Source organism: Nocardioides bigeumensis, from assembly GCF_039531755.1.
Lineage (GTDB): Bacteria > Actinomycetota > Actinomycetes > Propionibacteriales > Nocardioidaceae > Nocardioides > Nocardioides bigeumensis.
In genome coordinates this window covers 165,316-184,219 of record NZ_BAAAQQ010000007.1, presented here as the reverse complement: position 1 = coordinate 184,219, position 18,904 = coordinate 165,316, and the positions used below count along the sequence as shown (strand labels likewise).

Genomic DNA, 18,904 nt, shown 5'->3' with positions numbered 1-18,904 from the left:
GCGAGGCATGCACGGGTTCCGGCAAGCCGTGCCGCCAGCTGAGACCGCGGCGCCGCAACCGCACGGGCCCGACACCGGTGACCGCAGCCAACCGTGGACCCGGCCTGTCGACGAGGCCCTCCGGTTGCTGGGCTCCGGCGCCGGCGGTCTAAGCGCGGCCGAGGCTCAGGTACGCGTGGACGAGACCGCCGCCCACGTCCTGGACGCCCACCGGCGTACCGGAGCGCTGCACCTGCTCGCCCGGCAGTTCCTGAACCCCACGCTGCTCATCCTGCTCGGAGCGACCGTGCTCGCCGGAGTCCTGGGCGAGCTCGTCGACGCGACCATCATCGTTGCCATCATCGCCGTGTCGGGTCTGCTGGGCTTCTGGCACGAACGAGGCGCGGACCGCGCGATGGCCTCCCTCCTCCACCTCGTCCGCTCGGAGGTGTCGGTGCTGCGCGACGGGGAGCCCCAGGACGTGCCGATCGCGGAGGTCGTCCCGGGGGACGTCGTCCTGGTGAGCGCGGGCGACCTGGTGCCCGGCGATGCCCTCGTGCTCGACTCGCGGCAGCTCCTCGCGGACGAGTCGGTGCTGACGGGGGAGACCTTCCCGGCGGAGAAGCGCGCCGGTGTCAGTGCCGCCGAGTCGCGCCCCTCGGAGCGTTCGAACATGCTCTTCCTCGGCACGCACGTGTCCAGCGGGTCAGGCCGCCTCCTCGTCGTGTCCACGGGTCGCGAGACCGAGCTCGGCCGTGTCGCCGGCAGCCTGACGCACCGCCGGCCGCCCACCGGCTTCGAGCGCGGCATGACCGCGTTCGGCCTGCTCCTCACCCGGGCGATGGCACTGCTGGTCGTCGCGATCTTCGCGGTCAACGTCTTGCTGCAGCGGCCGTTCATCGACTCCGCGCTCTTCTCCCTCGCCCTCGCTGTGGGGCTGACACCGCAGCTGCTGCCGGCGATCGTCAGCCTCAGCCTGTCGGAGGGCGCCCGCGAGATGGCGCGCCAGCGCGTCATCGTCCGCCGGCTCGACGCGATCGAGGACTTCGGCTCGATGGACGTCCTGTGCCTCGACAAGACCGGCACGGTGACCGATGGTGAGATCCGGGTCTCGTCGGTGACGGACGTGGGAGGTGCGCCGAGCGCGATGGTCGAGCGTCTGGCCCACCTGAACGCGGCGTTCCAGGTCGGCCTCGCGAACCCCATCGACGCCAGCATCCTGGCCAGGTCCCGAGTCGACGTCTCCGGCGCCGTCCGGCTCGACGAGCTGCCGTACGACTTCGGGCGCAAGCGGCTCAGCGTCCTGGTCACCGATCCGGCGCTGGGCGCCGATCCGGTGCTCGTCACCAAGGGTTCGGTGGCGGCCGTCCTCGACGTGTGCTCGCAGGTCGAGGACGGACACGGTGCAGAGGTCCCCCTGGCTGCTCGGAGGTCCGAGATCGACGCGCTGTACACCGCGCTCAGCAGCGAGGGCACCCGAGTGCTCGCCGTGGCCAGCCGCACCCTCGCCGGGAGGACGAATGTGGACCCGGTCGACGAGGCCGGGCTGACCCTGCACGGTTTCGTGTCGTTCGCCGATCCGGTCAAGGAGGACGGCGCCGCCATGGTGCGTGCCCTGGAGGACCACGGCATCTCGGTCCGCATGCTGACCGGTGACAACAGGTACGTCGCGGCCCACGTGGCGGCGGAGGTCGGTCTCGACCTGGGTGGCGCGATGACCGGTCGCGACGTGGCCGCCCTCGACGACCTGGCCCTGGGCCGTGCCGCCCGTGACGTCCGCGTCTTCAGCGAGCTCGATCCTCTGCACAAGGAACGCATCGTGCGCGCGTTGCGCCGCGACGGCCACGTGGCGGGCTACCTCGGCGACGGCATCAACGACGCACCGGCCCTGCGCGCGGCGGACGTGGGCATCTCGGTGGACACCGCGGTCACGGTGGCGAAGCAGGCCGCGTCGATCGTGCTGCTCGACAAGGACCTCGGGGTGCTTCTCGACGGGGTCCTGCAGGGTCGCCGGACCTTCGCGAACACCATGAAGTACCTCCACGTCACCACGAGCGCGAACTTCGGCAACATGCTCTCGATGGCGGCCGCGGCCGTGGTGTTGCCGTTCCTGCCCCTGCTGGCCGGACAGATCCTGCTGGTCAACCTGCTCACCGACCTGCCAGGCATGACCATCGCCACCGACGCGGTGGATGCCTCCGCTCTGGAGCGTCCGCAGCAGTGGGACGTGCGCCAGATCCGTCGGTACATGTTGGTGTTCGGGGCGTTGTCGTCGGTCTTCGACGTGACGATGTTCCTCATGCTCAGGCTCGCGTTCCACGCCCAGGCGACCGAGTTCCGCAGCGCCTGGTTCCTCGGCTCGATCCTCACCGAGGTGGGCGTCCTGTTCGCGCTGCGGACCCGGGTTCCGATCTACCGCAGCCGTCCCAGTCGCCTGCTCGTCCTGTCGAGCCTGCTCACGGTCGTGGCCACGGTGGTGCTCCCGTTCACGCCGGCCGCCTCGATGCTCGGCCTCGTGGTCCTGCCCGCCGAGCTCGTCGGTCTCGTCGTCGCGGTGGCGTTGTCGTACGTCGTCTGCACCGAGGTCGTGAAGGTGCGGTTCTGGCAGGCATCCGAATCCGCCCCGAAGGTGACCACCGGCTTGTCACACTGGTGAGAGAAGGGCGACTGCGGTCGTCTAGCGGCAGAGAGGATGAGCGGCATGGAACGTCTGCGCGCAGCACTGCGCTCGCGGACGTTGCTGGTCGTCGGGGTCGCGGTCAGCATCGCCGTTCCCGCGTTCACACTGCCGCGGCTGCCGCACCTCACGCTGTGGCCGCTCTTGCTGGGTCTCCTGCCCTGGGTGGTCGGCAAGTACCTCCTGTGCCCGCTGCGCTGGCGTGTGCTCACCGATGCGGACCTGAGTCGGCGCTGGCACCTGCGCGCGTACGCCGAGTCCGAGCTGTTGGGCCTGCTGACTCCCGGCCACGCCGGGGCTGACGTCTGGCGGGTCACCCGGCTGCGGCGTACGGGCATGGCGACCGGCGACGCCGTGCTGAGCGTCGGGGCCGACCGGCTCGTCGGGGCGCTCGGTCTGGCCGTCTTCGTGGCCTTCGCGGGGACCGCCCTCCCGACCTCGATGCTCCTAGTCGCGCTCGCCGTAGGGGTGGTCGCGACCCTCGGCGCCCTCGTCGTGCACCGCCTTCGTCCGAGCCTGCTGCCGCGCCGGGCGCTGCCACGACCTCGCCAGCTGGCCCAGGGCCTGGTCCTCTCGGCGGGCTACCAGCTCTCCATCGCCGCGCTCCTGGTCGGCTCGCTGGCGGCGACCGGTCACTCTCTCTCGCCGCTGGCCGTCCTGGGCGCCTTCGGCGCCAGCCAGGTCGCCGGGGTGCTCCCCGGGCCCCAGGGCGCGAGCCCGCGGGACGGTGCGCTCGTGGTGGCACTGGCAGCTCTCGGCGTTCCTTGGGAGGCCGCGGCGGGAGCCGTCGCCATCAAGGCGGCGCTCGCCTGGCTACCTGCCCTCGCGCTGGGCGGGGTCAGCCTGCTCCTGGCCCGGCGCGCGCTCCGCGCATCCGGCGTCGCCGTCGTGCCCGCCACCTCCTGAGGCGGACCCACCTCGTTGGTCCCAGCAGGACGGGACCTCCGGCCCCTCCCGCATCGGCGCTCAGGCGGCAGGCTGGGAGTGACGGCGGCACACAGGAGATGGCATGGAGACGGTGACGCGTGCACGCGCCCCCCTCTCGGCCTCCCGCGTCCCGTGGGCCCTGGGCCAGACGGCGCTCGTCGCCCTCGGGATCGTCGCGTACTTCCGCATCCGCGGTCTCACCGAGACGTCGGTGGACGTCGCCGTCGACCACTCCCGCCGCATCCTGGCCATCGAGGGTTGGCTCGGCCTCGACGTGGAGCACGCCGTCCAGGCTCCCGTCGCCGCCTCGCAGTCGTTGGCGACAGTCGCGAACTGGGTCTACATCTGGGGGCACTGGCCGGTCATCCTGACCTGCATGGTCTGGCTGGTCTGGCGGCACCGTGAGGTGTTCGGCCTGTTGCGCGACGGCATGCTCGTGTCCGGCTTCCTGGGGATGCTCGTCTTCGTCGCCTACCCGGTCGCCCCGCCGCGCTTGGCCGACCTGGGGCTCGTCGACACGGTCACGGTGTCCTCGGAGGCGTACCGCTACCTCCAGCCCCCGGCCTTCGTGAACCAGTACGCCGCGATGCCGAGCCTGCACGCGGGCTGGGACCTGCTGGTGGGGCTCGCGATCGTCAGCGCCGCGACGTCGGTGTGGGTGCGAGCGGCCGGTCTGATGATGCCGTTGCTGATGATCTGGGCGGTCGTCGCGACCGCCAACCACTACGTGCTGGACGTGATCGCCGGGCTCGTCCTGGTGCTGGTCGGCCATGCGGCGGCTCTGCGGCTCGAGCAACGGCGAGACCAGCGACGTCGGGCGACGTCCGCGGAGCTGGCATGGACGTCCTAGTGGTGGCCCACCGGGCGGGCAACTCCCTGTCCGGACTCGCCGCCGCACCGCTGCTCGGCGCCGACGCCGTCGAGCTGGACGTGCACTCGTACCGCGGCCGGCTCGAGGTGCGACACCTGAAGACGGCCGGGCCGCTGCCCTTCCTCTGGGACCGCTGGGAGCTGAGAGCGGCTTCCGAGCCGCGGCTCGAGCTGGGCGACGTACTCGGGGCGACACCGCCAGGGGTGACGCTGATGCTGGACCTCAAGGGTCCGCGGACCTCGATCGGGACCGCGACCAGCCGGCTCCTGCGCGAGCAGGGATGGGATCGCCCGCTCCTGGCGTGCGGCCGTCGATGGTCCGCCGTGGACGCGCTCGCGGCGGAGCAGGCGCACGTCCGACCGGTGCTGTCGGTCCGGAACAGGCTCGAGCTCGGGCTCCTGCTCCGTCGCTTGGACACCGCGCCCGCGCCGTACGGCGTGTCGATGCACGGGTCGCTGCTCAGCACGCCCCTGATCGCACGCCTGCATCGCGACGTCGAACGCGTGCTCACCTGGCCGGTCAACGACCTCCAGGCGCTCGACAGGGTCCTCACCCACGGTGTGACCGGAGTGATCAGCGACGAACCCGCGACCCTGAGGGAGGCGCTCGCCCAGCTCTGACGCAGGGACCTTGGTCCTCCGCACGACGGTCTTCCAGCCCTCATCGGCTGCGCTTCTGGTGCTTAGCGTGGTGGCTGCCAGGGTGGCTGCTCACCTGGGCCAACGTCTTCGTCGGCGACCAGGTGCACGAGCAGCTGGTCATGCAGGACATCACCATGCCGGCGGGGGATGCCCTCGGCAGCGTCCCTGAGGAGGATGCGAAGGCACTCGAGCCCTACGCCGGCAGCACCCTCGACACGGGCGCCGAGGCCAAGGCGTTCGCCGATCACTACATCCTTGCCCACATGAACGCGTCCAGCGACGGCCGAACCTACGAGGAGGTCAGCGGTGAGTACATCGCCCTCTCGGACGAGGCCAAGGCGTCGGAAGAGGGGCAGGCGCTGGCCGGGCTCCGCCAGACACTGTTCACGGGAGACACGCTGCGGGGCCTGCTGCTCTACGGCTACGCCTTCGCCACCATCGGCACCATCCTGGGCATCGCGGCGATCGTCTCGTTCGTCACCGCGGCCGCCCTCACGGTGCTCGTCGTGCTCGGGTTCCGGCACGCCGGCCGCGTGCGGGACCCCGCCTCATCACCGCCTCATCCCAGGCCTCATCACAGGCCTCATCACAGGCTCCCGCACGGGCCGCCGAGCCGGCCTGACCACGCTGCCTGCGCTGCCGAAGCGGTCGATCCGCGACCTATGCCCTATCGTGGACAGTGTTGAAGGGACGGAGCTCAACCCCGTCCTGGCCGCACACGATGTCGCGGCTCGTTTCTTACCCCTGGTATTCGGTTCGCTGGACGTCAGCTCAGGTGGATGTCTTCAGCGCCTCTGGGCACAGTGCCCAGAGAAAGAACAAAGGGAAATGATCATGGCTCAGGGAACCGTCAAGTGGTTCAACGCCGACAAGGGTTTCGGCTTCATCGCGCAGGACGGCGGCGGTGAGGACGTGTTCGTCCACTTCTCCGCCATCCAGACCGCGGGCTACAAGTCGCTCGACGAGAACCAGAAGGTCGAGTTCGACCTCGCCCAGGGCCCCAAGGGTCCCCAGGCCGAGAACGTCCGCGTCTCCTGATCTCATCGACGGGCCCCGACCGCGCAAGCGGTCGGGGCCCGTCGTGCATTTGACGCCGCGGCTAGAAGTCGCGCAGCGCCGAGATGGACTGCGGCTCGGGCTGCTCCTCCATGTCGGTCTCGTCCCCGGCCAAGAGAAGGACTGCCAGGAGCGCACCCGCGCCCAGCACGATCAGCCCGAGGACCAGCAGCCAGATGCCGGGTGGTCGCCGCAACCTCGTTCCCGAGCCACGACTTGCGTCCGCTCGCTGCTCGCTGCTCATGCGTGTGCCCTCCTGGTGCGCTTGACCCGGCGGCGCAGCTGCAGGATGCGCAGGCTCCCGGCCAGGATGGCCAGCGCGAGTCCGGCCGCTGCGGCGAGGAGCAGGGCGGCGGCGAGGGGAGCGGTGCCGTCCCAGGCGAGGAAGCTGATCTGGACCGTGCGGGTGTTCTGCAGGACGAAGACGGCCAGCAGCACGAAGACCACCAGCAAGCCGATGACCGCGATCCAGAAGCCGCTGGTGCGAGATCCCCCGAGCGGGTCGATCTCTGGTGATTCAGGCGGGCCTGGCTCGGCGTCGGACGGGTGCGTGCTGGGCACGGGGTCTCCTCCCCGGCACGCTCTCCGCAGCGACGCGCCTCGGTCGATTCGGCGGACGACATCGGGGTACCCGGGCGCCGCGTGAAGGATGCAGTGGGCCGGTCAGCCAGCGGTGCGGGCGCCAGCCGGGGCGATGGGCCTGGCACGCAGGAGCTCACGCAGCCGCGGCAGGGCAGTCCGTGCCGTGGTCTCCGCCAGCCAGTCGTCGGGGAGCGACAGCCGGAGCACGCGGTGCCAGGCCGACAGCACCTGCTTCGGAAGGGGCGCGGCGTGGTACCGCAGCCCGAAGCGGTCGAAGACGCCGCGCACTCGCGGTGCGATCTCGGCGTACCGGTTGCTAGGCAGGTCAGGGAAGAGGTGGTGCTCGATCTGGTGGCTCAGGTTGCCGGCGAGCACGTGCAGCCAGCCTGGACCGGTGATGTCGGCCGAGCCGAGCATCTGCCGCAGGTACCACTCGCCGCGGGACTCGTCGGAACGCACCGCCTCCTGCTCGAAGACCTCGACCCCCTCGGGGAAGTGACCGCACATGATCACCGAGTGGCTCCAGACGTTGCGGATCAGGTTGGCGGTGACGTTCGCCGCGGCGGTCCGTGCGAATCCCCGCCCTGACAGGGCCGGCCACGCGACCAGCTCCTTGACGGCCTGCCTGCGCACCCGCGCAAGGGTCCGGTCGAGGTCGGCGCGGAACTCGGGCGTGCGCTCGCCGCCGTTCCGCTTGACGACGCCGAGGCCGAGGTCGTACGCCGCGATGCCGTGCTCGAAGACCAGCGCGTTGAGCAGGTTCAGCACGGGCTGGGCGAGGTGCCGGCGTTCCCAAGGCTGCGCCTCGTCGACGCGCATGATGCCGTAGCCCAGGTCGTTGTCCTGGCCCACGATGTTGGTGAACGCGTGGTGGGTCTGGTTGTGGGCGCGCTGCCAGAGGTCCGGCGGCGTCGCGAAGTCCCAGTCCCAGGTGGTGGAGTGGATGCGGGGGTCGCGCATCCAGTCCCACTGCCCGTGGAGCACGTTGTGGCCGATCTCCATGTTGTCCAGCACCTTGGCCAGCGCCAGCCCGCCGGTCCCAAGGACCCAGCCCGGTCGACCGCGGCTCGTCATGAGGATCAGGCGGCTGCCGAGCTCGAGGCCGCGCCGGAGCTTGATGAGGCGGCGGATGTACGCCGCGTCCGAGGACCCGCGGCTGTCGATCACCGACTGACGGATGTCGTCGAGCTCCCGGCCCAGGTCCTCGACGTCCGCGCGGGTCAGGCGCCCGACCAGTGGCGGGGCGACGGTCGTGCTCGTCATCCCGACAGGTACCCGCTCGACTGCCAGGTCAGGCAGCCTGGAGCTTCGTTCGCCGGGTACCAGCGGGCGACGCGTCCGTCTACGCCACCCCGGACCCCGGCGGGACCTCGACGTGAGGCCGCCCGTGAGGCTTGTCTACGGCCGGTTGCGTGACTCGGACCTGTTGATCCGTGCCGCGACGGGCGACCTCGATGCCGCGAGCCGGATGTTCGACCGGCTCGGTGCGGCAGTCCTGGCAGTGGCGCGCGTGCTCCTCGGTCCCGGCCAGAGCGAGCAGACGGTCGAGGCAGCGGTCAGCTCGGCTGGACCCCACTGATCACCTCGTGGGCGACGTCGACGAGACGCCGGCGGTCTGCCCGGGCGCGCTTGCGCATCATGTCGAAGGCATCGGTGGGCGTCGTGCGCTCGAGCTGCGCCAGCGCTCCCTTGGCCTGCTCGATGATGATGCGGCTGTTGAGTGCTCCCTCGAGCTGCTCGGTGAGCGCCTCGGCGTGCGCCAGCGCGCGCTCCTGGAGGAGGCCGATCGTGGCGATGTCCGCCAATGCCTGGACGATCCGGACCTCGTCGTCCTGGAAGAACGAGTCGGACTTGCCGAAGATGTTGAGGGCGCCGATCGTCTGGTCGCGCAGCCGCATCGGGAAGGCATGCACGGACTGGAATCCCGCCGACCGGGCCGCCGGGGCGAAGCGCGGCCAGCGGTCGCCGGCCGTGGCGAGATCGGTGTTCACGACCGGCTGCTGGGTCGCGAAGCAGTCCATGCACGGGCCCTCGTCGTTCTGGAGCTGGAAGAGCTCCAGGACCTTGCCTGTCTCGTTGGACGCCGCCATGAAGCGCAGCTGACCTCTGCTGTCCGCGAGCAACAGGCCCACGGCCTCGGCTCCGCTGACGGCAGCAGCATGGTCGGTCAGCCGGTGGAGGAAGTCCACGATGTCGAAGTCGTCGACGAGGGTGTCGGCGACGTCGACGAACACGTCGGCGAGCTGGTCGGTCGAGATCATGGTCGTCCCTCCTGCGGGTCCTGCTTACCAGTCTGGGGCATCGGTCAGTTCCCGTCCTCGAGGTGGAGTCGTCCGTCGATGATGTCCAGGGAGACGTCGAGCAGCTCGCGGCCTTCGACGAACGCGTAGGCGCGCATCCGGGCCAGTGCCTCGGGAAGCCCCACGCCGAGGCTCACCATCACCATTCCCTGCGCCTGGTAGATCTCGCCGCGGACGTCGAGGACGCGCTTCAGGTTCGGGTCCATCTCGCCGTCGGCGCTGGCGGTGGCGCTGTCGAGCAGCATCTCGGTCGCGATCTCGGCGAGCACGAGCGCGCGAGCGCGCTCGTCGGGCTGGAGGTGCCGGGGCGCCGCGGAGTACAACGTGAGCGCACCGAACCTCGCGGCACCCACTTGGAGCGGCAGCCCGAACGCGGCGTGCGTGCCGCACGCCAAGGCCGCAGGGGCGAAGGCGGGCCAGAGGCCGTCGGTCGGTCGTGTGAGGTCCGGCACCAGGACCGGGCGGCGCCGGTCCCAGCACTCGCGCGCGGGGCCCTCCCCGAGGTCGAACTCCAGCTGAGCCAAGGATCGGGCGGTGTCGCCCGAGGACGCGGCGACGGCCTCTGACATGGCTCCGGCGCGCAGAGTGACCGCGGCGCCGTCGAGGGCCAGACCTTCGATCCCGGCGTTGCACACCCGGTGGAGCCGGTCGGCGACTCCGTGACCGTCCCGGGAGGGCTGTGCCTCCACGAGCTCGGCGGCCCAGTCGCGGTCCCGAGAGGCGTCGGTCGGCGATCCGTCGACCATGACACCTCATTCCCGTGACCGGGTGGCACGACGGTGGCCGCACGCGTGACCGATCCTAGCCGCGTACCCAGCCCTTGCGTCCGTCATCCACGCGCGTGTGCGCTCGCGCGGGAACGATCCCCCGAGGGGTGTATCAAAGCCCTTCGAAGAGTGCGAGGGTGGGACACGGCATCCCAGACCCCGATGACCTTCTGTCATCGACCAGGGAAGTAGCCGTGACGACTCTGCAGGCTCGTTCGATCCAGCTCGACGAGAATCCCGCCGCCGCAGAGCGCCAGCGCCGCGGTGACGCTCTCTTCGCCGATGCGGCGGAACAGGACGGCGAGGCCCGCGAGGACTCCCTGCGGGAGGTGGTGGTGCTGTACCTCCCCGTCGCCCACAGCATGGCGCTGCGCTACCGGAACAGAGGCTGCGAGCTCGAGGACCTCGAGCAGGTGGCGGGCCTCGCTCTCGTCAAGGCCGCGCACGGCTTCGATCCGGCGGCGGGCCATGACTTCATGTCGTACGCCGTCCCCTCCATCCGCGGCACGCTGCGCCGCTACTTCCGCGACTACGGCTGGGTGATCCGCCCGCCGCGCGCGTTGCAGGAGCTGCAGCCCCGCGTGCGCGACGAGCTGACCCGGCCCGAACCGGACACGGGGCGGCCGCCGTCGGCCGAGCAGATCGCCGGCCGGCTGGGCGCCAGCGCGGCGGCTGTCCGTGAGGCGGGGTCCATCCAAGGATGCTTCGCGCCCGCCTCGTTGGACGCGCCCCTCGCCGAGGTGGGCACCGGTGTCCTGGCGGACCTCGTCGGCGGCACGGACGACGGTGGTTACGCCGCCGTGGACACCCAGACCCTTCTGTCGAGCGTGCTGGCGCAGCTCACGGTCAGCGAGCGTGCCCTGCTCCAGCTGCGCTTCGTCGACGAGCTCAGCCAGCAGGAGATCGCCGAGCACATCGGCACGGGTCAGTCCCAGGTGTCGCGCCGGCTCCGCATGCTGTTCGAGCGGCTGCGCTTCCTGATGGGCGTCGAGGACCCGGACCAGGCACCCTTCGCGAGCTGACGGTTCCCGCGCGTGCACGCCTAGCGTTGGTGGTGGCGGCGGACGATGCTGCCGCTGCTTGTTCTCGGCGGCCGCGCCGGGCTTCTGGTGGTCCAGATCCCTGTTCTGCTGGGCGGTGGGGGGGGGCAACCTCTTGGTCCGGCTGCGAGGGGGGCCACCGCAGACGTGGGACGACCACGAGCTCGCCTGCGCCTGGCGGGACACCACCGTCGCCCTGCGTCTCGCGCGTCCGCACCAGTGCCTCGGGCTGGTCCAGCTCAGGGCGGGCCACCTCGACGAGATGGTGCGGCGCTCTCCTGCAGGCATGCAGGCATGAATGGACATGGATGGACGCGGGCCCCGAGCACGACGACCGGCTGGAGACCTATCTGGATCTCGGTGGCTGACTGTTCGGCACCCCCGCGGGCAGGTGCGATCCGCAACCCTCACCAGATACGGCGGCGGCAGCTCCGGCGTCCCGTGGCTCGACGAGGCCGGCCAGGACCAGGTGCTCGTCCGTCGTTCCCGCGCCGCCGGGCTGCCCCCGTGGCTGCCCGACGTGCACGGGTTGGCCCTCGGAGTCCCGCTGCCGGGCGCTCGAGGTGACCTTCTCCTCGCCAGCACCGGACTGGGCCGGCTCACGAGGTTCACCCTCACGGCCGCCCGGCGGGCCGAGCAGCGTCCGATGACGACGCTTCTGCCGTACCGCACGGCCTCAGGGCCGCTGCTGGTCGGGGCGAGGAGCGATGGTCCGGACCGCCACCGGTTGGGCTGGGCCAGGGGGACAGGTCCCTGGACGGAGTGGGCCGACCTCGTGATCCACGAAGGGAGCGGCGACGCCGACGTGGTCTTCGACCCGGTGCTGCAACCCCTGCCTGGGCTCGCTCACTACACCTGGGTGAACCGCCTGCGCGCGCCGGCGTATCGGGCGTCGCGCTCGCGTCGCGAGAGCTGAGCACCCCAGGACGAAGACACCGCCGCCACCCGGGAGGGGTGGCGGCGGTGGTGGTCCTGCGGCGGGTCTCAGTACGTCGGGTTGTTCCCCGAGTCCGATCCGTTGCCGCCGACGGGGCTCTGCTCCTGCACGCGTCCTGCGGAGTCCTGGGCCGTGGCCTTGACCTCGTCAGCCGCCTTGGTGCCGGCCTCCTTGAGGTGGTCGCCCATCTCGCGGGCGGCGGAAGCTGCCTCGTCCTTCAGTGGCTGGCCGTGCTCCTGGGCGAGGTCGGTGGCCTTCTGCGCCACGTTCGACTCCATCCGTGTCGCCGGGAAGAGTCCCGCCACCACGAGTCCGGCGCCGAAGGCGACCAGGCCGGCACCCAGCGGGCTGCCCTGGACCTGGTGCCCGACGGCGGCGGCGGTGTCCCCGACGGTGCCGGAGACGGTGCTGGAGGCGCTGCTGGAGGCGCTGCTGGAGGTGGTGCTGACGGTGTGACCGCTGCCCATGACCTTCTCCTTCACCGAGGAGACGCGGCCGCGGACGGCTGCCTTCCTCCGGTCCATGATCGCCTGGGGGCTCACCCGGTCCTGCAGGGCATCCAGGTCGGATGCCAGGTTCTGCCTGGTCCCGGCGATGTCGTTGCTCAGTTCTTCTGTGCTCTGGCCCATGCTGCGTCCTCCTTCAAGGTCTGTTGGGTCTGCGGGAGCTGCGGGTTGCTCTTCTGCAAGGCGGTGCGCCCGGCCGAGGCCAGGACCCCGGCGACGATCGCCCAGATGGCCGCGACGATGAGCGCCGCTGCCTCGACCGGTAGCCAGTTGTCCAGCAGCCAGGTCAACGCCAGCGAGGCGAAGATCATCAGCAGCAGGCCCGCCAGGGCGGCGCCTGCCAGCATCCCGATGCCGCGTCCGGCCGTGGTGGCCTCCTGGCGCAGCTCGGTCTTGGCCATCTCGAGCTCCTGCTTGACCAGGGTGCTCAGGTCGGTCGTGATGTCACCGACGATCTCCCCGAGGCTCCGGGGGTCCTTCGGCTGTGTCGGGTCGTGCGTCGCGTCCGCGGTGTACGACGGCTCGTAGGACTGGCTCATCAGGACGTGCTCGCCGGCCTGCCGAGGTCGTACCCCGGGTCGAGCGGTGCGGTCAGCGGGTCCTCGTCGTACGCCGTCGGCGCCACCTGCTCGGTCGTGCCGGTCCAGCCGGCCGCCCCAGTGGAGGCGCCAGTGGTGGCCCCAGTGGTGATGCCACCGGTCGTCGGGCTGGACGCCTTGGTGCTGGTCGTCGAGCTCGACGACGCGTCCTTGGCACCACGGAGCAGGCGACCGGCGACCATGCCGGCGACGGCAGCGCCGGCGAGGAAGACGGCGGGGCGGCGGCGCGCGAACGCGCGCACCTCGTCGAGCAGCTCGCTCGGCTCGCGGCCGTCCATGCGCTGCTCGAGGCTGCGGGTCTGGCCGGCCAGCTGGCGGGCGGCCTGGGCCGCCATGCCGTCGCGATCCTGCGACATCTGCTCGAGCTCGTCGGTCAGCGAGCGCAGCATCTGCACGGCGTGGTCGCGCTGCGTGCGGGACTGGTCCTCGACCTGCGTGCGAGCCTCGTCCAGGAGGTTGCGCACCTGGTCGCCGGCCTCGTGGGCGACGTTCTTGGCCTCGTGGGCGGCGGTGGCCGCGGTCTCCTTGGCCTGGTCGGCGCTGCTGGCGCTGTCGGCTGTCCCGCTGCCCGAGGACGTCCCGACCGGGGTGTCGATGGTGGGGTTCGTGGTCATGCGTTCCTCCGTGATTGTGTGGGATCTATCCGTACCCGTGCCCTTGCGTCCAATACGGAGAAAATGAGTTCTGCCCTTAAAACAAGGGAATCCGGCTAGGTCAGGACCCGATCGGGTACAACACCGGGTGACGATCACCACGAGGACGACACCTGCGCCGGCGGCGGGCCCGCGCACCATCCGGGTGGCCTCGGTCCCGGCATCACACGTCTACGTCCGGCACCTCAGCGCCGTTGATCCCGATGTCGAGGAGCCGGTACGCCGCCTGCCCGACCCGGACCCGGCGGATCCCCGACAGAGCGCGGAGCAGCGCTGGTGGCCGCCGGTCATGCTGGACCCAGACTGGATCAGGGCCGGCGACTTCGACGTGTTCCACCTCCAGTTCGGCTTCGACGCCTGGTCACCCGAAGACCTCACCGCCGTCGTGGCTGCGCTCCGCGAGACCGGTCGGCCCCTCGTCTACACGGTTCACGACCTGCGCAACCCCCACCACCGTGACCGCGCCCTGCACGACCGGCAGCTCGACGTGCTTGTGCCTGCCGCGGACGCGGTCGTCACCCTGACGCCGGGTGCTGCCGCGGAGATCGGGCGACGCTGGGGGCGCACGGCGGAGGTGCTACCGCACCCGCACGTCGTACCCCTCGGGGTGATGGAGACCGTCCGGCGCACGCGGCAGGAAAGCCGCGACGAGTTCCGGGTCGGCCTGCATGTCAAGAGCCTGCGGGAGAGCATGGCGCCGCTGCGCATCCTGCCCTCCCTGCTCTCGTCCGTCAGGTCGATCCCCGGCGGGGTGCTGCAGGTCAACGGTCACCGCGACGTGCTCGAGGCAGGTGGGGCGCGGTACGACGCTGCGCTCGCGTCGTACCTCGCGGAGGAGGCTCCCGGCGGGGGGATCGACGTGCGCGTCCACGACTTCATGAGCGACGACGAGCTGTGGCGCTACCTGTCCACCCTGGACGCCTCGGTGCTGCCCTACCGCTTCGGCACCCACTCAGGCTGGGCGGAGGCCTGCCGCGACCTCGGCACCACCGTGATCGCGCCGACCTGCGGCTACTACGCCGAGCAGGGTCCCGCGTTGTCCTACGTCCACGAGGAGGACCTCTTCGACGCCGCCTCCCTCGTCGAGGCGGTGCACCAGGCACGGCTCACGCCGCACCTGGGGCGCGCCGACGTGGCGGAGCGACGTGCCCAGAGGACCCAGCTCGCGGCCGCGCACGCGCGGCTGTACCGGAGTCTTCTGTGACGCGAGCCGGGCTGCGCATCTGCCTGATCGCGTCGGCCCGGTTCCCCGTGGCGGAGCCCTTCGCCGGCGGCCTCGAGGCGCACACGCACCTGCTGGCGAGCGAGCTGGTACGCCGTGGTCACCAGGTCTCCCTCTTCGCCGGCCCGGGCTCGGACCCGGCGCTCCCGGTCACCGAGCTGTCCGTCGGTCCATTCCGAGACTCCGCCGGTGGGCACGGACCTGCCGGGTCGGACCCCGACGAGTGGATGCGCGAGCACCACGCCTACCTGCACCTGATGGCGGGCCTGGGTCGCGACGGACACCACCGCTTCGACGTGATCCACAACAACAGCCTCCACCACCTGCCGGTGGCGATGGCCGCGGCGGTCCGCGTGCCCATGCTGACCAGCCTGCACACGCCTGCGCTGCCGTGGCTGGAGTCGGCGATCGAGCTGGCCCCGCCGGACAGCGTCTTCGTCGCCGTGAGCACGGCGACCCGCGCGGCCTGGTCGCACGTCGTGGACGCGCGCGTGGTGACCAACGGGGTCGACACGGTGCGTTGGGCGCTGGGACCGGGCGGCCCGGCGGCTGTCTGGTCGGGCCGGATCGTCCCCGAGAAGGCACCGCACGAGGCCATCGACGCGGCTCGTGCCGCGGGGTTGAACCTCCGGCTCGCCGGGCCGATCCTCGACCACGACTACTTCGCCCGTGAGGTCGAGCGCAGGCTCGGCCCGGACGTCAGCTATGTCGGCCACCTCGACCAGCGCACCCTGTGTGCAGTGGTCGGCACCTCCCGGGTGGCACTCGTGACCCCGGACTGGGACGAGCCCTACGGCCTCGTCGCCGCCGAGGCGATGGCGTGCGGGACGCCCGTGGCGGCGTACGCGCGGGGAGGGCTCCCGGAGGTGGTGGGCACGGCCGGCGGTCGGCTGGCCCGGGCCGGAGACGTGCTCGACCTGGCTCGTGCCGTCACCGAAGCGAGCGACTTGGACCGGACGGAGGTCCGGGCCGCGGTCCTCGGGCGAGCCAGCGTGAGCCGCATGGTCGACGACTACGTCGCCATCTACGACGAGCTCTCGGCCAGGAAGGCCGCCGCATGATCGGCTACTACGTCCACCACGTCGGAAACGGTCATCTGCACCGGGCCTGCTCCGTCGCCGCCGCGCTCGGTGTGCCCGTCACCGGGCTCTCGTCCCTGCCGCGGCCGCCGGACTGGCTGGGAGACTGGATCACCCTGCCCCGCGACGACGAGAGGCAGGCCTCAGGCGACGTGACTGCGGGAGGTCGACTGCACTGGGCGCCCACCCATGATCCCGGTCTGCGCGCGCGGATGAGCCTCGTGTCCTCGTGGATCGACGTGGCCGCCCCCGACCTCGTCGTGGTCGACGTGTCGGCGGAGGTCGCGGTCCTGGCCCGCCTGCACGGTGTTCCCGTCGTCTCGTTCGTCCTCCCCGGCCACCGTGACGACGAGGCCCACCTGCTGGGGTACGGCGTGTCGTCGGCGCTCGTCGCCGCCTGGCCGAGCTCGGCGGCCGGCATGCTGCAGGGTCTGCCGACGCCGCTGGCCGCCCGCGTGGAACACCTCGGCGCGATCTCGCGCTTTCCGGTCTCCCCCGAGCGCGAACGCCCGCCCGGCCCTCTGCGGGTCACCGTCCTGTCCGGCGGGGGCGGCGGTGGGCCGAGGCGCGAGGTCGTGGAGGCTGCCCGGTCGGCGACACCTGGATGGACGTGGACCGTCCTCGGTGGTCCGGGCGGGGAGTGGGTCCGCGATCCGCTCCCGGTGATCCGCGACGCCGACGTGGTCGTCTGCCAGGCGGGGCAGAACACCATCGCCGAGGTCGCCGCTGCGCGGCGCCCGGCCGTCGTCGTCCCGGCCGATCGTCCCCACGACGAGCAGCTCGCGACGGCGCGGACCCTCGCCGCCGGCGACTGGCCGGTGCTCGTCGAGAGCGAGTTCCCGGTGGACGGCTGGCAGGCCCGCCTCGACCGGGCCGCCCGTCTCGACGGACAGGCATGGGAGAACTGGTGCGACGGCCGGGGTGCCGAGCGGATGGCCGCGGTGGTGCGCCGCGTGGTCGACGAGCACGACGTGCGACCTGTCGTCGCATGACGAGCGCAGTGGTGACCATCGCGCACGGGCGGCACGACCACCTCCTCGCGCAGCACGGTTCCCTCGCCATGGGGAGCCGCGTCCCCGACCTCTACGTCGTCGTCGCGATGGACGATGCGTGGATCGAGTCGTGGCGCCCGGAGGGGACGCTGCGGCCGACGGTCGTGGCGATGGGCTCGGACCCGCGAGGGCTGCCGCTGGCCGCCGCGCGCAACGCGGGGTTCGCAGTGGCCCTCGAGCGTGGGGCCGATGTCGTCATCGGGCTCGACGTCGACTGCCTGGCCGGACGCGACCTCGTGGCGGCGTACGCCGATGCCGCGGTGCGCGAGGCCCATGTCGCCTGGACCGGCCCGGTCACCTATCTCAAGCCACGAGCTCGTCGGGGGTACGACCTGGCCGTGCTCGCGGGGGCCGACGACCCGCACCCGGCGCGACCGGCGCCCGAGCCGGGTGACGTCGCGCGGCGTACGCCACCTGAGCTGTTCTGGTCGCTGTCGTTCGCCTGCCATCGCGACCTGTGGCAGCGGGTGGGCGGCTTCTGCGAGGAGTACGTCGGCTACGGCGCGGAGGACACCGACTTCGGCCGGCAGCTCGAGGCCGGCGGGATCGAGCTGGCCAGCGAGGGATCGGCACGCGCCTATCACCAGCACCACGACTCGGAGGTGCCGCCGCGGCGGCACGTGCCGGACCTGCTGCGCAACGGCGCTGTCTACGCGCGCCGGTGGGGGTCCTGGCCGATGGAAGGGTGGTTCGAGACGCTGGCCCAAGAAGGGCTCGTCGTCCGCGACGGGGCGGACGGGTGGGCCCCGCCCCCGGGTGTGCCGGGGACGAGGCCGCCCAGCTAAGAGGTGGCTGAGCCGTGCGTGGTGCCGCGGTCGGACGCGTTCTCGGTGCGTCGTCCGAGGGCGAGCCCGAGGGCGACCATGCCGAGGCCGAGCACGAGGTGCAGCCAGTTGTCAGCGCTGTTCAGCGGCACGAAGTTCGCAGCGCTGTCGTGGTCGACGACCAGGCCGTAGATCCACAGCACGAGGTAGATGGTCCCGCCGCCGACGAGGAACGTGCGGGCGCCGTTGACCGAGCGGGCCAGGGCGATGCCGGCCACACCGAAGAGCAGGTGCACGATGTTGTGGAGGACGGACACCTGGAAGATCCCGAGCAGCTCGGCGCCGGACTCGTGGCCGCCGGCCTCCATCTGGTCGTAGTTCGTGGTGATCCCAGGCACGAAGCCGAGGACGCCGACCAACAGGAACACCGCGCCGACCACCAATGCTGCGGTCTGGATGTGAGTTCGGTGGGTCGAGCGGTTGGGGGCTTGCGTGGTCAAGACTTCTCCTTGATTGATGTAGGGCGTGACTGAGTACCCGCTCTCGCCCGTCTGATGTTCACCCGGGCAAAGAATGAGGGTGGAAGGTGGCGTCGCGTCAGCGACCGGGTGCCAGAGAGGTGACGCGGTCGGCGAGCCCGCCGAGCGCGGAGCTGGGCCGCTGCTGCTCGCCGGCGAAGGACGACAGGACGACGAGCGCACCGGTCAATGCGGGCACGGCCCACTGCAGCAGCGCCAGCTGGCGCTGCGCGGCTGCGACGTCGGAGGGCGTCGCCGGAGCAGGCGTGGTGCCGGACTCAGCGGGGACGTCCGTGTGCTGCGACACACGCCGGCCGAGCACACGGCTGTACGCCGTGACGCCGAGCGCGGCAGCGGTGAGGGCGGTCTTGGCGACGACCATGCGGCCGACGCCGCGTTGCGCGGCGACCCGCGGAGCGTTGCCACCCAGCTGGCCGAGGCTGCCCACGACGTGCAGGCCGATGGCGGCGGCGTTGACGGGCGTCCACCGGTCCCAGCCGACGTTGGCCACGGCACCCGTGCCTCTGTCGGAGTCGGCTGCGGCGGCGGCCGGGTTGAGGGCGACGGCGTTGGCCAAGGTGCCACCGAACCACGCGGCGAGGCCGACGTCGTGCAGTGAACGGGAAAGGGTGTTGGTCATGGGTCCTCCAGGACGCTCGTGATGCCCGGCATGTTCAGGGCGTGGGGACGTCGCCGTGATCGGCGCGAACTACTGCCGTACCCGGATGCGACCC

Annotated in this window: 23 protein-coding genes; 13 read left to right on the top strand and 10 right to left on the bottom strand. The window is 71.5% G+C overall.

Annotated features, from left to right (window positions below):
- Positions 1–7: 7 nt before the first annotated feature.
- The 6 genes from mgtA (at position 8) to ABD295_RS07865 (ending at position 6,133) form a co-directional block, all read left to right on the top strand.
- On the top strand, positions 8–2,635 hold the full coding sequence (gene mgtA, locus ABD295_RS07890) for a magnesium-translocating P-type ATPase (RefSeq protein ID WP_344303133.1): 2,628 nt from the start codon (positions 8–10) through the stop codon (positions 2,633–2,635).
- 45 nt (positions 2,636–2,680) lie between these two features.
- Positions 2,681–3,562 (top strand): lysylphosphatidylglycerol synthase domain-containing protein, encoded by an 882-nt coding sequence (locus ABD295_RS07885; protein ID WP_344303132.1) that lies wholly within the window; start codon positions 2,681–2,683, stop codon positions 3,560–3,562.
- Between the two features lie 103 nt (positions 3,563–3,665).
- Entirely contained in the window at positions 3,666–4,433 is a 768-nt protein-coding gene (locus tag ABD295_RS07880; RefSeq protein WP_344303131.1) for a phosphatase PAP2 family protein, read from the top strand.
- Entirely contained in the window at positions 4,421–5,074 is a 654-nt protein-coding gene (locus ABD295_RS07875) for a glycerophosphodiester phosphodiesterase (protein WP_344303130.1), read from the top strand. The genes ABD295_RS07880 and ABD295_RS07875 overlap by 13 nt, the downstream gene beginning before the upstream one ends.
- A gap of 140 nt (positions 5,075–5,214) precedes the next feature.
- Entirely contained in the window at positions 5,215–5,781 is a 567-nt protein-coding gene (locus tag ABD295_RS07870; protein ID WP_344303129.1) for a hypothetical protein, read from the top strand.
- 148 nt (positions 5,782–5,929) lie between these two features.
- Positions 5,930–6,133, top strand: coding sequence for a cold-shock protein (locus tag ABD295_RS07865; RefSeq protein WP_344303128.1), 204 nt, complete (start codon positions 5,930–5,932; stop codon positions 6,131–6,133).
- A 61-nt stretch (positions 6,134–6,194) separates the two neighbouring features.
- Here the strand turns inward: ABD295_RS07865 and ABD295_RS07860 are convergent, their stop codons facing one another.
- From ABD295_RS07860 to ABD295_RS07850, 3 genes are all read right to left on the bottom strand, one after another.
- Positions 6,195–6,395, bottom strand: a complete 201-nt coding sequence (locus ABD295_RS07860) for a hypothetical protein (protein ID WP_344303127.1) — start codon at positions 6,393–6,395, stop codon at positions 6,195–6,197.
- Positions 6,392–6,712, bottom strand: coding sequence for a lipopolysaccharide assembly protein LapA domain-containing protein (locus ABD295_RS07855; RefSeq protein ID WP_344303126.1), 321 nt, complete (start codon positions 6,710–6,712; stop codon positions 6,392–6,394). Before ABD295_RS07855 ends, ABD295_RS07860 begins: the two co-directional genes overlap by 4 nt.
- Before the next feature lie 102 nt (positions 6,713–6,814).
- Positions 6,815–7,996 (bottom strand): fatty acid desaturase family protein, encoded by a 1,182-nt coding sequence (locus ABD295_RS07850; RefSeq protein ID WP_344303125.1) that lies wholly within the window; start codon positions 7,994–7,996, stop codon positions 6,815–6,817.
- Positions 7,997–8,120: 124 nt separating this feature from the next.
- On the opposite strand from ABD295_RS07850, the gene ABD295_RS07845 reads away from it, so the two are divergent.
- Positions 8,121–8,312 (top strand): sigma-70 family RNA polymerase sigma factor, encoded by a 192-nt coding sequence (locus tag ABD295_RS07845; protein ID WP_344303124.1) that lies wholly within the window; start codon positions 8,121–8,123, stop codon positions 8,310–8,312.
- On the opposite strand, the gene ABD295_RS07840 is transcribed toward ABD295_RS07845, so the two are convergent.
- Positions 8,290–8,994 carry a GAF domain-containing protein gene (locus ABD295_RS07840; RefSeq protein ID WP_344303123.1) on the bottom strand — a complete coding sequence of 235 codons (705 nt, stop codon included), beginning with the start codon at positions 8,992–8,994 and terminating at the stop codon, positions 8,290–8,292. The two genes, ABD295_RS07845 and ABD295_RS07840, sit on opposite strands and share 23 nt — an antisense overlap.
- A gap of 44 nt (positions 8,995–9,038) precedes the next feature.
- On the bottom strand, positions 9,039–9,779 hold the full coding sequence (locus ABD295_RS07835; RefSeq protein ID WP_344303122.1) for a GAF and ANTAR domain-containing protein: 741 nt from the start codon (positions 9,777–9,779) through the stop codon (positions 9,039–9,041).
- A 215-nt stretch (positions 9,780–9,994) separates the two neighbouring features.
- Between ABD295_RS07835 and ABD295_RS07830 the strand changes: the two genes are divergently transcribed.
- Positions 9,995–10,822, top strand: a complete 828-nt coding sequence (locus ABD295_RS07830) for a sigma-70 family RNA polymerase sigma factor (protein ID WP_344303121.1) — start codon at positions 9,995–9,997, stop codon at positions 10,820–10,822.
- A gap of 409 nt (positions 10,823–11,231) precedes the next feature.
- Positions 11,232–11,756, top strand: a complete 525-nt coding sequence (locus ABD295_RS07825) for a hypothetical protein (RefSeq protein ID WP_344303120.1) — start codon at positions 11,232–11,234, stop codon at positions 11,754–11,756.
- A gap of 68 nt (positions 11,757–11,824) precedes the next feature.
- Here the strand turns inward: ABD295_RS07825 and ABD295_RS07820 are convergent, their stop codons facing one another.
- The 3 genes from ABD295_RS07820 to ABD295_RS07810 are packed head-to-tail and all read right to left on the bottom strand — an operon-like array spanning position 11,825 to position 13,496.
- Entirely contained in the window at positions 11,825–12,406 is a 582-nt protein-coding gene (locus tag ABD295_RS07820; RefSeq protein WP_344303119.1) for a DUF3618 domain-containing protein, read from the bottom strand.
- Entirely contained in the window at positions 12,382–12,822 is a 441-nt protein-coding gene (locus tag ABD295_RS07815; RefSeq protein ID WP_344303118.1) for a phage holin family protein, read from the bottom strand. Before ABD295_RS07815 ends, ABD295_RS07820 begins: the two co-directional genes overlap by 25 nt.
- Entirely contained in the window at positions 12,822–13,496 is a 675-nt protein-coding gene (locus ABD295_RS07810; protein WP_344303117.1) for a hypothetical protein, read from the bottom strand. Before ABD295_RS07810 ends, ABD295_RS07815 begins: the two co-directional genes overlap by 1 nt.
- Before the next feature lie 127 nt (positions 13,497–13,623).
- On the opposite strand from ABD295_RS07810, the gene ABD295_RS07805 reads away from it, so the two are divergent.
- Genes ABD295_RS07805 through ABD295_RS07790 form a run of 4 tightly spaced genes read left to right on the top strand, consistent with a single transcriptional unit; the run spans position 13,624 to position 17,673 of the window.
- Entirely contained in the window at positions 13,624–14,739 is a 1,116-nt protein-coding gene (locus ABD295_RS07805) for a glycosyltransferase (protein WP_344303116.1), read from the top strand.
- Positions 14,736–15,818, top strand: a complete 1,083-nt coding sequence (locus ABD295_RS07800) for a glycosyltransferase (protein ID WP_344303115.1) — start codon at positions 14,736–14,738, stop codon at positions 15,816–15,818. Before ABD295_RS07805 ends, ABD295_RS07800 begins: the two co-directional genes overlap by 4 nt.
- Positions 15,815–16,828 (top strand): glycosyltransferase, encoded by a 1,014-nt coding sequence (locus ABD295_RS07795; RefSeq protein WP_344303114.1) that lies wholly within the window; start codon positions 15,815–15,817, stop codon positions 16,826–16,828. Before ABD295_RS07800 ends, ABD295_RS07795 begins: the two co-directional genes overlap by 4 nt.
- The gene (locus ABD295_RS07790) at positions 16,825–17,673 is read left to right on the top strand and encodes a glycosyltransferase family 2 protein (RefSeq protein WP_344303113.1); all 849 of its coding nucleotides are present in this window, start codon (positions 16,825–16,827) and stop codon (positions 17,671–17,673) included. Before ABD295_RS07795 ends, ABD295_RS07790 begins: the two co-directional genes overlap by 4 nt.
- Here the strand turns inward: ABD295_RS07790 and ABD295_RS07785 are convergent.
- Positions 17,670–18,152 carry a DUF4383 domain-containing protein gene (locus ABD295_RS07785; protein ID WP_344303112.1) on the bottom strand — a complete coding sequence of 161 codons (483 nt, stop codon included), beginning with the start codon at positions 18,150–18,152 and terminating at the stop codon, positions 17,670–17,672. The two genes, ABD295_RS07790 and ABD295_RS07785, sit on opposite strands and share 4 nt — an antisense overlap.
- A 97-nt stretch (positions 18,153–18,249) precedes the next feature.
- On the bottom strand, positions 18,250–18,810 hold the full coding sequence (locus ABD295_RS07780; protein ID WP_344303111.1) for a hypothetical protein: 561 nt from the start codon (positions 18,808–18,810) through the stop codon (positions 18,250–18,252).
- Positions 18,811–18,904: the final 94 nt, after the last annotated feature.

Excerpts from the sequence above, each read along its gene's own strand:
- mgtA (WP_344303133.1), top strand. The coding sequence starts at position 8 with ATGCACGGGTTCCGGCAAGCCGTGCCGCCAGCTGAGACCGCGGCGCCG.
- ABD295_RS07885 (WP_344303132.1), top strand. The coding sequence starts at position 2,681 with ATGGAACGTCTGCGCGCAGCACTGCGCTCGCGGACGTTGCTGGTCGTC.
- ABD295_RS07880 (WP_344303131.1), top strand. The coding sequence starts at position 3,666 with ATGGAGACGGTGACGCGTGCACGCGCCCCCCTCTCGGCCTCCCGCGTC.
- ABD295_RS07875 (WP_344303130.1), top strand. The coding sequence starts at position 4,421 with ATGGACGTCCTAGTGGTGGCCCACCGGGCGGGCAACTCCCTGTCCGGA.
- ABD295_RS07870 (WP_344303129.1), top strand. The coding sequence starts at position 5,215 with ATGCAGGACATCACCATGCCGGCGGGGGATGCCCTCGGCAGCGTCCCT.
- ABD295_RS07865 (WP_344303128.1), top strand. The coding sequence starts at position 5,930 with ATGGCTCAGGGAACCGTCAAGTGGTTCAACGCCGACAAGGGTTTCGGC.
- ABD295_RS07860 (WP_344303127.1), bottom strand. The coding sequence starts at position 6,395 with ATGAGCAGCGAGCAGCGAGCGGACGCAAGTCGTGGCTCGGGAACGAGG.
- ABD295_RS07850 (WP_344303125.1), bottom strand. The coding sequence starts at position 7,996 with ATGACGAGCACGACCGTCGCCCCGCCACTGGTCGGGCGCCTGACCCGC.
- ABD295_RS07840 (WP_344303123.1), bottom strand. The coding sequence starts at position 8,994 with ATGATCTCGACCGACCAGCTCGCCGACGTGTTCGTCGACGTCGCCGAC.
- ABD295_RS07835 (WP_344303122.1), bottom strand. The coding sequence starts at position 9,779 with ATGGTCGACGGATCGCCGACCGACGCCTCTCGGGACCGCGACTGGGCC.
- ABD295_RS07820 (WP_344303119.1), bottom strand. The coding sequence starts at position 12,406 with ATGGGCCAGAGCACAGAAGAACTGAGCAACGACATCGCCGGGACCAGG.
- ABD295_RS07815 (WP_344303118.1), bottom strand. The coding sequence starts at position 12,822 with ATGAGCCAGTCCTACGAGCCGTCGTACACCGCGGACGCGACGCACGAC.
- ABD295_RS07810 (WP_344303117.1), bottom strand. The coding sequence starts at position 13,496 with ATGACCACGAACCCCACCATCGACACCCCGGTCGGGACGTCCTCGGGC.
- ABD295_RS07795 (WP_344303114.1), top strand. The coding sequence starts at position 15,815 with ATGATCGGCTACTACGTCCACCACGTCGGAAACGGTCATCTGCACCGG.
- ABD295_RS07790 (WP_344303113.1), top strand. The coding sequence starts at position 16,825 with ATGACGAGCGCAGTGGTGACCATCGCGCACGGGCGGCACGACCACCTC.
- ABD295_RS07780 (WP_344303111.1), bottom strand. The coding sequence starts at position 18,810 with ATGACCAACACCCTTTCCCGTTCACTGCACGACGTCGGCCTCGCCGCG.